We start from the raw sequence: 12,024 nt of genomic DNA, 5'->3' as shown, positions 1-12,024 counted from the left end.
TCAGCGGGGAGTAGCAGTCCTTCGGTGGGGACCGGTAGCTCTTCAGCCGGGACCAGCAACCCTTCAGCGGGGAGTAGCAGTCCTTCGGTGGGGTTCGGTGGTCCGGTGTCGGGCGGCGGGAGTCCTTCGGTGGCCGGGGAGTTCGGGCCGCCGCCGATCATGACACCGGCCGGCCCCGTGTACGTACCGGATCAAAGCGGGGCCTACTCGTCGGGTGGCCGCGAGGCCTCCATGCCGGGCGGCCGCGAGAGCTCCCCGCCGGACGGCCGTGAGGTCCCCGTCCCGGATCAACGCGAGCCGCGCGACGCGACGCCGCCGCCCGCCGATCGCCCCGGCAAGGTCTCCGTCAGTGTGGCCGCCGTCTCCGCGACCGGTGTGGACGGCCGTGGCCGCAGGCTGAGTTGCACCGTCGCTCTGGCGGTCGCGGGAGCGCTGGCGGCGGTGACGGTGGGCTCGGCGTTCCTCTTCGACCTGCTGCCGGGCGGGGACAGATCGACCGATTCGGGCGCCTCGAGCGACACCCCGGCGAGCCCCCGCCCCTCCACCACGACGAGCGCGTCCGCCCCCGGGGACCAGTCGGTCCCCGCCTCCTACCTCGGCACCTGGGAGGGCGACGGCCTGGCGCTCAGCGGCGCCCTGCCCATGGGCACCTTCCGCGTCAGCGTCCATCAGGCCGCGGTGGGCGAGGAGTTGGGAACCTTCCGCCAGACCGACCAGATCGGCGGCATCTGCGACGACGTACTCATCCTGAAACAGGTGACGTCCAGGCAACTCGTCGTCACGAGCATCGCCAAGGAGTCCAACCGCGATGTGTGCACGACCGGCGAGCACGAGGTACGCCTGACTCCCGTCGGGGACGACCTCAAGTACGAGACGGACAACCCGGAGGCGGGGGATCCGGTGGCTCGGATGTCCAAGGTCGAGTAGCGCCTCGGCGTTGCTGGGCGGACCGGCCCGTCGGCCCGTCCGCCCAACTCCCCGCGTCACATCGGGACGGTGACCGTGACCGGTTCCCCGTTGCCCAGGTGCAGGAGCCCCTTGCCCGGTGTCACCGGGCCGCCGACCATACTGCGGGTCGTACGGATGCCGATCAGTTCGCCGGCGGAGGAGTCCTGCGGGGAGAGCAGGATGCCGCGGCGGCCCTTCTTCGCCTCGACCTGCCAGCCGGAGAAGCCGCCGCACACCTCCTCCTCGTCACCGCCGATGACCAGGGCGAGGCCGCGTTCGCTGCCGCGCTGGACCAGACGCTTGAACTCGCGTTCGGCGTCGCAGTCCTCCAGGACCTCACCGTCGTCGACGATGAACACGATGGGCTCCTCGGGCGAGGCCGACTCGATCGCCTCGTTGAAGTCGTCGCTCTCGATGTCGTCGTCGGTGAAGATCTTCAACACGCCGTCCTGGCCCGCGAGTTCACGCAGTGGCGAGGGACGCGGGGCGGCGATGACCAGGCGAACTCCCTGGAGGAGATAGGACCGTGCCAGGTTCAGCAGGGTCGTACTGCGTCCCGACTTCGCCGGACCCGCCACCACGAAGGTCGGCACGCCCTGTGAGAGGTCGGGGCCGAAGGCCATGATGTCGTCGCCGCCGATACCGGCCAGACCCCACAGCTTGGAAGCGGACGTCTGCGGGTCGCGCATCTCCCACGCCTCCGTGAAGGCGATACGGCTCGGCAGCACGTCGACCCGGAACGGGCGCCGTGCCCGCGGCAGTTGAGCGTCGCGCGCGGCCGCCGTCTCGCCGATCGCCGCCAGTGCGGCGGCCTGTCCCTGGCCCGTCAGGTCCTGGGACAGCAGCGCGAACTGCGTCTCGGTCGCCGTCTCGTTCTTGAAGCCACGCCCCGGAGGGATCTCCTCGGGCACCTTGCGTGCGTTGATGCCGAGCATCGTGAAGTCCGAGCGGTCGGCGAGCCGGAGGCCGTACTTCTCCTCGGTCAGTGACGCCATCCGGCCCAGCAGGACCTGACGGTCACCCGTGACGACCAGGTGGATGCCGACGCTCGCGCCTTCGCGCATCATCGTCTGCAACTCGTCCGTCAGCTCACCGTGGTTGTACTCACCGAGGGTCGGCAGCCAGCCCTCCCAACGGTCGAGCAGCACGACGAGATGCGGAAGGCGCTCGTTCTCGGCCGAGCTGGCTCGCTGCTCGCCGATGTCGGCGAAACCCTTCTCCGACAGCAGGTCCTGACGTTGCGTCAACTCGCTCTTCAGGCGGGTGATCAGGCGTACCGCCCGTTCCGTCTGGTTACGTGCGACCACGGCCCCGCAGTGCGGCAGCCGCGTCAGCGCGTTCAGCGCGCCGTTGCCGCAGTCGATGCCGTACAGATGCACGTCGGCCGAGGAGTGGGTCCGGGCGATCGAACCCGCGATGGTCCGCAGGATCTGCGAGCGGCCGCTGCGGGGCGCACCGCCGACCAGCAGATGCCCGAACGAGGCGAAGTCGATGACGACCGGGCGCCTCGCCTGGTCGGCGGGCAGGTCCTCGACACCATAGGGAGCCGGGGGCAGTTTGCCCGGGCCCAACTGGGTGGTCGCCACCTCGACCTCGTCGAGCAGCAGTGTCTCGGAGAGCGCGGGCAGCCACGGACTGTGCTGGGCGGGGATGCCGAGCGCCTGGTTTGCCTCCCGCACCGCGTCGACCAGGACCTTGAGGTCCGTGATCTCCTCCTCCTCACGCGCCTCGGCCTTCGGCTTCACCAGCGCGGCCCGGCCCAGGTCCGCCCAGCCGAGCGGTCCCGCCCACGGGGCGAGCAGCTGTGGATCGGCGGCACCGGGACGGCGACCGCCGACCCGGCCCGACTGGAACGGCACGAGCGAGGCGTGCCCGAGACGGACGTACGCGCGCCCCGGCGTGCTCTTGGAGATGTGCCCGGCCTCGGGGGAGTCGATGACGTCGCTGGACTCACCGCCGTCCGTCACGCGCAGCGCGATGCGGAGGTTGGTGTTGGCGCGGATCTCGGGGGAGATCACACCGCTCGGCCGCTGGGTGGCAAGGAGCAGGTGGATGCCCAGCGAACGGCCCCGCTGGGCGATGTTGACCAGACCGGCCACGAAGTCGGGCAGGTCGCGCACCATGGAGGCGAACTCGTCGATGACGATGAGGAGTCGGGGCACACGCGCGAGCGAGGGGTCGCGGCGCACGAGGTCCTGGTAGTCCTCGATGTCCTTGGCGTCCGCGGCGGCGAGGATGTGCTCGCGGCGCTTCAGCTCGGCGCCCAGGGACTCCAGCGCCCGCTCCACGAGGTGTGCGTCGAGGTCGGTGACCATGCCCACGGTGTGCGGCAGTTTCACACAGTCCTTGAACGCCGCGCCGCCCTTGTAGTCGACGAGAACGAAGGTCATGTTCTCGGGGGTGTTGGCGACGGCCAGCGCGGCCACGATCGTCTGCAGCAGTTCCGACTTACCGGAACCGGTCGTACCGGCGATCAGACCGTGCGGCCCGTCCCGCCGGATGTCGATGCCGAACGGGCCGTCGTACGACTCACCGACGACGGCCATCGTCGACTGCCCGCCCATGCGCCAGCGGGCGGCGATCGCGTCCCGTGTCGGCGGTTCCAGCTGCAGTACGTCGAGGAGCCGGCTGGAGCCGGGCAGCGCCGAGTCCTCGGTCTCGCCGCTGATGTCACGCAGCGGGGACAGCGACCGTGACAGGCGCGCGCACCAGGCGGGGGAGACGAAGTCCGGCCGTACGTTCTTCACGCGGGCCGTGCCCGTCTGCTCGACGCGCAGCCGCAGTTCGTGCACCTGCTGCGCGCCGGACCGGGAGTCGTCGGCTTCGGCGGCATGCCAGGCGTGGAAAGAGGGGAAGCCGCCCGCCGGGGCCGCGGCGGCCGGGTGGGGGGTGGTGACGCCCGCGACGGCGTGCTCCTGCGGCTTCGGCTCGGCGATCACGATGGCCTGGCACTCGCCGGGCAGGAACCGCTCCTCGGCGTCCAGGCAGATCGCGTACATGGATACGGCGGGACCCTCCCGCAGCAGTCGTACGACACCGGGCATCGACCGCAGCCTGCGCGAACCGTCCCAGACGACCACGATGTCGGGGTCGCTGAACGTGGCCTGGCGGCCGCTCTCCTTGGCCGCCTTCTGGCGGGCGTCCAGCAGTTGGGTCAGCTCGCCGATGCGGGCTCCGACGGTCTCGGCGTCGGTGCCGATCAGGACATTGGTGTCCTGGGCGCCGGACGGCCTGGAGTGCGGCAGCCAGCGGACCCAGTCCCAGCTGTCCTGAGCGGCGTTCTCGGTGAGCACGTAGAACTGGACGTCCATGGGGCTGTGCAGTGCCGCGCACTGGGCCACCGCCCAACGCCCCAGCGCCTGCGGCGAATCGCCCGGCCCCGCGATGCCGATCACACCGCGTTCGGCCAGCGGCAGCGCCACCGGTGCGTCCTCGAGCTGCCAGGTGACCTCGCGCCTGTGGTCGTCCTGCTCGGGGTCGTCGAGCACGACCTCGGAGGCCAACTGCCCGGTCCCCACGCGCAGCAGCAGATGGTCGGCGTCGGTGCGCCGCCGCTCCCACAGTCGGGTGCGGGGTCCGGTGCCCAGACCGAGCACGGTGGCCGGATCGGGCACGGCCTGTCGACGGTCGAGCCGCTCGGCGACGAGCGCGTCCTGGGCGTCCTTCTCGATCCGTTCCTTGTGCTCCTTGTACTCCTTGAGCTGCTTCGCATGGGACTTGCGCCCGTGCTTCTTGTCCATGAAGTAGTTGCCGAAGAGGATCAGCGGACTCAGCAGAGCCATGATCAGGTAGTACCAGCGCCCGAAGATCATCACGGATACGACAGCACCGACGAGCGGGGTCAGGGCCATCAGCCAGGGCAGCGGCCGTGCCTCGAAGTCGCGGGGCGGCGCGGGCAGTTTGAACCTGGTCTGGCGCTCGGGCGGCCGGAGCCGGGGCGGCCGGTTGTAGTCGAGCCCGGCGCCGTCCTCGGACCATTTGAGCGCGGCGTTCGGAGGCGAGTACCGGTCGAGTCCCAGGAGGCTGTTGCCGACGGCGATCTGGCCGCCGAGTGGCCACTCGGCGCCGTCGATCTGCTCCCCGTCGAGCGTGACGCCCTCCTTGTCCCCGTGTACGGCGACCTGGCAGGTCCCGTCGGTTGCAACTGACAAGGTGAGGGCTCGCTGCGGAAGTTCGGGGTCGTCGATCCGCAGGGCGGAAGCGGCGCCGCTCCCGATGTCGTAGCGCCCGATGCCGAGCCGGTGGACGGCGCCGGCGGCAGGACCACCGGCCACCCGCAGCTCGACGAGGCCGGTGGGTTCTCCCGGCAGACAGCCGGCCGGATCGTGCAGGCTGACGATGGCGCCCTCGCGCAGCGGCGAGGTCCCGATCGTGGCCGACGGATCGACGGGATACCCGTCGACGTAGGTGACAGGCGCTCCGCCGCCGGAGGCATGATGCTGCCCGATGGGGATGATCTGCGCACCGCCGCTGTACCCCACATGAGTGGCCAGCTCCTTGGCGATGTCCCCCACGGTGGACTCGGGATCCGCGTCGAGCACGACATCGGCGTCGGCGCCGCCGAGCGGATCGACAACGGTCAGAGTCAGGCGCACGATCGTCCTCCCCAGGAACCCCCGACACCGCTTCGGAACGCGGGCCACAGTGCCCCCGACGATAGCCTCTTGCCCCTTCCCGCAGGCAACGGCATGTGTGCTGGTTCCCTGGAGGCTGTTGAGAGATCTGGGGTGTGCTCCTGCAAGCGGTCTGAGTAGGCTGCAGACTCAGCGGACGATCGCATCATCCGCAACGGGAGCCACGGGGGTTGGCCCTGCGGCAAGTCGAGCTACGGAGGACGCCACATGGCCGGCGGCAAAGACGCAGATATCACTTATGACGAAATGCACAAGGCGGCGACCAAGCTGACCGACGCCAAGGACAAGATCGACGAGAAGCTCGACGCCCTGGAGCGCTACATCCAGGGTCTCGTCAAGGACGGCTACACCACCCGCAAGGGTTCGCAGGCCTTCGAGGACTCCTTCACCGAGTTCAAGAAGGGCGCCAAGGACACGATCGACGGCCTCACGGGCATGTCCAAGTTCCTGACCAGCGCGGCCAAGGCCTACCAGGACCTGGACGACGAGCTGGCGAAGGGCGTCAAGGGCTGAGTCCGCCCTCGGCACGCAGACATTCCGGTGCGGTGGGGTGCGTCCAAGCCTCATCGCACCGGTCTGTGCACTGCTCTGTGCCAGGCAGATTCGTCAGGTTCACGATGATTTGAAAGTACGGTACAACGGGGGCGTCATGGGCGGCGAGAGTGATCACACCCGGCTCGACCTTGATGTGATCAAGGGGATGGGTACGGGCCTCAGCAATGTAAAGAAGGCCTTCGACGGTCTGGAAAAACTCGGCGACAAATACGAGGACGACTTCGGCAACGGTGATCTGTCCGACAAGTTCGGCGACTTCGTCAGCAATTGGGAGATCAGCCGCGAAAAGCTGACCGGAGAGGTCGACACGCTCGCGCAGATCGCCAAGGCGGCGGCGGAGGCGTACGAGGACATCGACCATCAGCTGGCTGAGGCGGTTCGTGGCGCCCAGGATCCCAAGAAGGGGAAGTAGCCCATGGCGGGACGGCCGCGCGACTGGCATCCGGTCGCCGACAATGACCCCATTCCCGGTGATCCGGACCGAATGGCGGCCCTCGGCAAGCAACTCCGCAAAACCGCCGAGGAGTTGGACAGGCAGATCCGCAATCTCAAGGCGGTCGCCGATGTGGAGGCCTGGGACAACAAGTCGGGCAAGGAATTCCGCGAGAAGGCCAAGGGCAACGTCACCAAGCTCGAAGCCGCCTTCAAGCGCTACGACACCGCTGCCACCGCCATCGGCTCCGAAGTGGTCGAGGTCGGCGGCGGCTACCAGGACAAGCTGCACGCACGTCCAGGCAACTACGCCTCCGATCTCAACCGCGCCCAGGAGATCGCCGACGCGGCCCTGAAGGACGCCCAGGACGCCGACGAGCGCAAAGGGGCGACCCAGAAGACCCTCGACGGTTTGACCGACAAGGGCAAGACGAAGGAAGAAGCCGACAAGGACCGCAAGGACCTGGAGACCAAGCGCGACGCGGCTGGCGACGAGATCGGGGCGGCCCGCGACAAGATCAACGAGGCCAAGAAGATCCGGGACGACGCGGCCAAGCGGACCCGCGACTCCATCGACGCCATCATCAACCACGACTCCCTGAAGGACGGCTTCTGGGACAGGCTGGTGGCGCAGATCGCCGAGGTCACCTCCTTCATCGCCACCTGGTGCGGAATCCTCTCCCTGGTCGTCGGCTGGATCCCGGTGATCGGACAGGCGCTGGCAGGAGTCCTGGGCGCGATCGCCATGATCGCGACTCTGATCAACTTCCTTGCGACCTTCGTCCAGGTCCTCCAGGGAAACGCGGAATGGCTCGACCTGGGCTTCGCCGCACTCGGATTCCTCATGATGGGTGTCGGCAAGGGGTTCTCCAAGATCGCCGGGAAGTTCGCCAAGGGGGCGCTCGGCAAGCTGGGAAAGGCCGGAGGCGCTCGGACGGTCCGCCAGATCAGCCGTGCCAACAAGAATCTCCGAAGGCTCTCCGGCAAGAAGTTCAAGCTCGGCAAGGGCGATGTGTGGAAGTCGATCAAGGAGCCCTTCACCGAGCCGTTCTCCAAGGGCGCCTGGAGCGACAACCTCAAGATCCTGAAGCCCGGAAGCGGAAACTACGGCAAGGCAGTCAACGAACTCTCCGCACGCGGCGGTGGAAACGCCTTCAAAGGTCTGCCGAAATCCTTCTCCATCGCCGACCCCGGAGTCGCCTCCGACCTGAAGTCCATCAAATTGGGAACCTCGGCACTCGGCGGTCAATTCGACCCCAATGCCCTTAACCAGATCTCCAAGACAGCCACCCGCATGGCTGTCGTCGGCAGCGGGATTACGCTGGGCGGTCTGGGCCTGGACGGCAACCTCAACCCGCTCCTGGGCTGACCGCACGATCACGCCCCGGCGCGAAAGGAACGAGCATGACCACACCGGACGAGGGCGCCCCGCTGGCCGAGGCCTTCGAGTGCCGCTTCGACTTCCAGCCCGGTTGGATCGACCTGACGCTCCGCGAGGGCACCAAGGCCGAGGCCAAAGCGCTGGCCACCCAAGTGGTGAACAGCCTCAACCCGCTCGGCCTCGAAATCGAGAAGAGCGCGGTCTTCGACGACATGGTCGAGCGGGCCGTCGATCTCAACGACGACGCCCCCACGCTCGCGGCGGCGTACTACACCGAGAGCGGCGAGGCCCTGGCCGGCCTCGTGGTCGACTCGTACGGCGACGAGGGTGTGGAGCGCCCCACTCGCGAGGAGGTCCAGCCGCTCCTCTTGGAGTGGGAGAACGCCGAAGTCGCCGGCGACCCGCAGATCACGTACCTGGAACTGCCGACCGGTCCGGCGGTGCGCGTGCAGTCGGTGCTGAAGGTGAAGCGCATGTTCGGCCTCGGCCGCAAGCTCACCGAGTTCGTCAGGTACGCGGTCTTCCCGCCCGGTATGAAGAGCCTCGTCGTCGTCACGGTCACCTGGGAGGCGATCGCCCGCACAGAGGAGATCACCGCCCTCGCCGACGAGGCGATCCAAACCATGGGCCTCACCCCGCTCGCCGCGGGATCCACCGAACCGGTGGCCGACGGAGACACCGAGTGAAGAAGGCAGCCGAGTTCACCTCGCCTCCGAAGGACTACAACGTCATCGTTCCGGACGGCTGGTTCCAGCTCCCGCTCGACCCGGACGACCGCGACCACGGCATTGGCGCCCTGGCCGAGCGGACGTTCCGCGGCGTGGACAACGCTCCTCATCTCAAGGAGCAGTTCATGCGGGACCTCCAGCGGAAGGCGAAGGACGCCTACAAGGTTGGCGGCATCGAGCTGTACATCTCCACGCTCACGATCGGTCCCGTACCACTGGCGTCCTCGCTCCTCATCAGCGTGCCGGCCCCAGACGAGTGGCCGAAGTGTTCGGGCGCCGAGGAGCTGGCGGCGCACCTTGCCGGCGGGGACATCGGTGAAGGAGGCGAACTCGGTGTGGCGGAGCTGGAGGCGGCAGGCAATGCCGTACGCCACCGCCGTCGCGAGGCCCCCGACCCGGCGGCCCAACTGGGGAACACCCTCCCGACCACGACCCTCACGTACTACGTGCCGGTCCCGGCGTCGACGCAGTGGCTGCTGCTCAACTTCTCCACGCCGATCGATCCGCTGGCGGACCGGATGGTGGAGTTGTTCGACACGGTCGCGGGGACGTTGCATTGGGCGTGACACAGCGCAAGAGCGAGCGGTCGAGGCTGCGGGCCGGGTTCGGGATCACCGCCTTCCTCCTCGTCCTGGTGGCGGCCGGGGCCGTAATCGTGCTGGTCCTCGGGACCTGGCAGGCGTTCGTGCGCGAGTCGGCGCCGGTGATTCTTGACTGGCCCGGTGGCCCTTGGGCGGTGGGCGGCCTTCTCGGGCTGGCATCCGTTCTGGGTGCGCTCGGTGGCCGGTGGCTTTCGTCCGGAGTCTCGGAGGAGACGCGCCTGCTGCGCACGGCACGCACCATCGGCACGGTGGTCTGCTGGGCAGTCGCGTTCGGGCCACCGATGTACGCACTGGGCGCGCTGCCGGGGAGGAACTGCCCCTCGTACAGGTCCAGTTGCCAGTACATCCCGGGCACGGGCAGTGCGCTCGTCGCCTACCTGCTGAGCGCCGGCCTGCTGGGATGGCTCCTCTTCCGCCGGGGCAGTGCTGTCGCCGAGGCGCGCCGGGCGAGGGAGCAGGAGCGCTTCCGCAAGCTCCGCAAGAAGGGCAAGGGGAAGAGCCGGGCGGCGCGGGGGCGTTGAGCTGGGCGTGAGGTCGGCGTTTCGATGCCTGTTCCCCCTCTACATATTCTCGTCCTTGAGGGGCCGGGGGCGGCGGTACCCGCTGGCGGTGCCCCAGAGGACGGCCACCAGGACGGCTCCCCATCCAAGGGCCAGCGAAGACACCTCGTAGGTCGCCAAGAGGCCATGAGTGAGGTGAAGATACGGGCGCTGAAAGGAGAGATAGTCGTCGTGCAAGAGGTACGAAACCGACTGTGCACCCACCAGGCTGCCGAGCATCGTGCAGCCCAGGAAGCCGTTCCTGGCACGCAGCCAGCCGGCGACCAGCCCTCCGGCGGCCACGGCCAACGGCCCCGTGAAAACGGTCACCAACTCGCTGTCGTACCGAATGACCTTCGAACCCAGCCAGCCACTCACAGCCATGCCGACGCCGACGAGCACGAGGACGGCGGCGCCACGCCAGGCGGCGCCGAAGGGCGTTCGGGGCGACCGGGTGTCGGGTGTCTCGTCCAGTTGGATCGTGGGCTGGGTCATGGGAGCGGCTCAGCTTCCGGTTCGACGAAGGAGACCGTCTGGAGGATGGACGACATCAGGCGGTAGATCTCGGTCCAGTGGTCCATGGAGGCCGTGTGGAGTGTGAAGACCGCGGTGAACGGGCCAGTGGGAAAGGGGACATGGACCTGGATCTGCCCGGTGAGAAGCTCCACCGCCTCGCCGTTTGCCGTCACTTCGGGGTTGAGTTTGTACTCGTGCACGCTGATGCAGGACACCGCCGGACCGCACGGCAGGTCGAGCCAGATGGCGTCGTTCAAGGGGTCGCCGGCGAGAGTCGCGAGGATGCCCTGGGCCACGATGTCCGTATCGTCGGCGGCCTGGTCCGTAGAGGCGACAGCCACGGTGAGGGCGCACTGGGCGACACCGTCGGCGGGCTCGTGTCTGGCCACCTCTCCATCAGGGGCCTCGACTTCCTCCGCTGTGGAGAACAGCCCCATGGCGGCGTAGGAGACACCGGTGTCTCCCATGAGTTCGGCTATCGCCGCGTAGTACGGGGCGGCCGGTTCCCAGATGCTGTCGTCGCCTCGGGAGTACAGCTCGCGTACGAAGGAGAGGGCACGCTCGGTGCGTTCCTCGGGGGTTGCGGCGAGGGGGAGGGCGAAGAAGCCCTCCGGGGCGAGGAACCAGAGGGGTGGGAGGTTCCCGTTGGCGGGGCTGACTTGCAGGGTGTTCGCGGGGCTGGTGGTGGGGAACATGCGACGCAGGGGGCCGTTCTGGTCGAGTGCAGGTCGGGTATCAGGTCAGGAAGTCTTCCGTGTGGTACTCCGTCAGCTTGAGTTCGGTGCCCTGCGGATCCATGACTGTGTTCAGACCGGAGTGACCGAAGAGTGCGTCGACTTTGCTCGGCGCCAGAACCTCGATACGGAAGCAGCCGCAGAGGTTCCGCTTCACCAACGGCGGTTGGGCATCAGGGGCTTGGGCCGCTGCAAAAGTCTCGGCGGTGTTCCGTTGCGCCGGTGTGAGGGTGCTCAGCGGAATGAAATCGAGAGGTTCGATCAGATATCGGGTGAACCTCTCTCGACGGAAGCTTCCCAGCCTGCACCACGAGCCATCCGTAAAGAAGATCTTTGCGTCATGCTTGAGTTTGAAGTCCCGCAGTTCGATTCTCTCGATGCTGGATCGTGGAGTCTCCCAGAGGAATTCATCCCCGATGGGGCTGTGGCTATTTTTCACATAAGGGAAACCCACGATCACGAGTCGGCGGTCCGTGACGACCGCGTGTGTCCGGTAGCGCTTCTCGGAGGAGCGACCGGGGTCCAGCTGCCAGGGCAGGGTGCGAGCGATCGTGTCCGGCGCAGCCCACATGACGGGGAAGTCATCGACTTCGTCCGCCGGGTCGTTCGATTTTCTCGTACCGGGGTCGGAGGACATGTCGCCGCCGACATTCCCTCCATGCGCGGAGAGAAAACCCATGACGGCGACAACCGCAGCGATTGCCACGCCCTTGACTGTGTTGCGGGCGACCGTGTCGCCGGTTGAACGGGCTGTGTACGTCGGCCCTGTGGGCCAGCCGGCGAGTTCATCCTGAATGTCATTGCGTTGAGGGTCGCGAAACCATCGCATTCCGCCGACACGCATCGCCTCGCCCGTGGCGAAGGCGACCGGCGCACGAGCGATGAATGTCTCATCGGATTCAGGCTGCCAGACGCTCATTTCGGTATGAATCCTCCCTCTTGGTGGCCTTGAAGT

11 protein-coding genes are annotated in these 12,024 nt (G+C 67.9%); 7 read left to right on the top strand and 4 right to left on the bottom strand.

Features of this window, described 5'->3' with window-relative positions; translation table 11 throughout:
- The first annotated feature begins 129 nt into the window (after positions 1-129).
- Complete coding sequence (locus ACFWP7_RS01895) at positions 130-927, top strand: hypothetical protein (RefSeq protein ID WP_384374417.1); 798 nt, start codon at positions 130-132, stop codon at positions 925-927.
- 56 nt (positions 928-983) lie between these two features.
- Here ACFWP7_RS01895 and ACFWP7_RS01890 read toward each other — a convergent pair whose 3' ends face one another.
- Entirely contained in the window at positions 984-5,543 is a 4,560-nt protein-coding gene (locus ACFWP7_RS01890) for an FtsK/SpoIIIE domain-containing protein (RefSeq protein WP_384374414.1), read from the bottom strand.
- 246 nt (positions 5,544-5,789) lie between these two features.
- Here ACFWP7_RS01890 and ACFWP7_RS01885 point away from each other — a divergent pair, with 246 nt between their 5' ends.
- The 6 genes from ACFWP7_RS01885 (at position 5,790) to ACFWP7_RS01860 (ending at position 9,801) form a co-directional block, all read left to right on the top strand.
- A complete protein-coding gene (locus ACFWP7_RS01885; RefSeq protein WP_210881912.1) occupies positions 5,790-6,095 on the top strand; it encodes a WXG100 family type VII secretion target in 306 nt (101 codons plus the stop codon).
- A 136-nt stretch (positions 6,096-6,231) separates the two neighbouring features.
- Complete coding sequence (locus ACFWP7_RS01880) at positions 6,232-6,549, top strand: hypothetical protein (protein WP_384374410.1); 318 nt, start codon at positions 6,232-6,234, stop codon at positions 6,547-6,549.
- Between the two features lie 3 nt (positions 6,550-6,552).
- The gene (locus ACFWP7_RS01875; RefSeq protein WP_384374407.1) at positions 6,553-7,938 is read left to right on the top strand and encodes a hypothetical protein; all 1,386 of its coding nucleotides are present in this window, start codon (positions 6,553-6,555) and stop codon (positions 7,936-7,938) included.
- 35 nt (positions 7,939-7,973) lie between these two features.
- Positions 7,974-8,636, top strand: coding sequence for a hypothetical protein (locus tag ACFWP7_RS01870; protein WP_384374404.1), 663 nt, complete (start codon positions 7,974-7,976; stop codon positions 8,634-8,636).
- Entirely contained in the window at positions 8,633-9,244 is a 612-nt protein-coding gene (locus ACFWP7_RS01865) for a hypothetical protein (protein WP_384374401.1), read from the top strand. The genes ACFWP7_RS01870 and ACFWP7_RS01865 overlap by 4 nt, the downstream gene beginning before the upstream one ends.
- Positions 9,241-9,801 (top strand): hypothetical protein, encoded by a 561-nt coding sequence (locus tag ACFWP7_RS01860; RefSeq protein ID WP_384374398.1) that lies wholly within the window; start codon positions 9,241-9,243, stop codon positions 9,799-9,801. The genes ACFWP7_RS01865 and ACFWP7_RS01860 overlap by 4 nt, the downstream gene beginning before the upstream one ends.
- Positions 9,802-9,840: 39 nt before the next feature.
- Here ACFWP7_RS01860 and ACFWP7_RS01855 read toward each other — a convergent pair whose 3' ends face one another.
- The 3 genes from ACFWP7_RS01855 to ACFWP7_RS01845 are packed head-to-tail and all read right to left on the bottom strand — an operon-like array spanning position 9,841 to position 11,988.
- Positions 9,841-10,314, bottom strand: coding sequence for a hypothetical protein (locus ACFWP7_RS01855; RefSeq protein WP_384374395.1), 474 nt, complete (start codon positions 10,312-10,314; stop codon positions 9,841-9,843).
- Complete coding sequence (locus ACFWP7_RS01850; RefSeq protein WP_384374392.1) at positions 10,311-11,030, bottom strand: hypothetical protein; 720 nt, start codon at positions 11,028-11,030, stop codon at positions 10,311-10,313. Before ACFWP7_RS01850 ends, ACFWP7_RS01855 begins: the two co-directional genes overlap by 4 nt.
- Positions 11,031-11,070: 40 nt before the next feature.
- Positions 11,071-11,988: a hypothetical protein gene (locus ACFWP7_RS01845; protein WP_384374390.1), complete on the bottom strand. Its 918-nt coding sequence runs from the start codon at positions 11,986-11,988 to the stop codon at positions 11,071-11,073.
- Between the last annotated feature and the right edge of the window lie 36 nt (positions 11,989-12,024).

This window comes from Streptomyces sp. NPDC058470 (assembly GCF_042721055.1).
In the GTDB taxonomy this organism is placed as follows: domain Bacteria; phylum Actinomycetota; class Actinomycetes; order Streptomycetales; family Streptomycetaceae; genus Streptomyces.
This window is presented reverse-complemented; position numbering and strand designations above follow the sequence as displayed.

What these genes read in the sequence shown, in the direction of transcription:
- ACFWP7_RS01850 (WP_384374392.1), bottom strand. Translation starts at nt 11,030, where the DNA reads ATGTTCCCCACCACCAGCCCCGCGAACACCCTGCAAGTCAGCCCCGCC.
- ACFWP7_RS01885 (WP_210881912.1), top strand. Translation starts at nt 5,790, where the DNA reads ATGGCCGGCGGCAAAGACGCAGATATCACTTATGACGAAATGCACAAG.
- ACFWP7_RS01880 (WP_384374410.1), top strand. Translation starts at nt 6,232, where the DNA reads ATGGGCGGCGAGAGTGATCACACCCGGCTCGACCTTGATGTGATCAAG.
- ACFWP7_RS01870 (WP_384374404.1), top strand. Translation starts at nt 7,974, where the DNA reads ATGACCACACCGGACGAGGGCGCCCCGCTGGCCGAGGCCTTCGAGTGC.
- ACFWP7_RS01875 (WP_384374407.1), top strand. Translation starts at nt 6,553, where the DNA reads ATGGCGGGACGGCCGCGCGACTGGCATCCGGTCGCCGACAATGACCCC.
- ACFWP7_RS01845 (WP_384374390.1), bottom strand. Translation starts at nt 11,988, where the DNA reads ATGAGCGTCTGGCAGCCTGAATCCGATGAGACATTCATCGCTCGTGCG.
- ACFWP7_RS01855 (WP_384374395.1), bottom strand. Translation starts at nt 10,314, where the DNA reads ATGACCCAGCCCACGATCCAACTGGACGAGACACCCGACACCCGGTCG.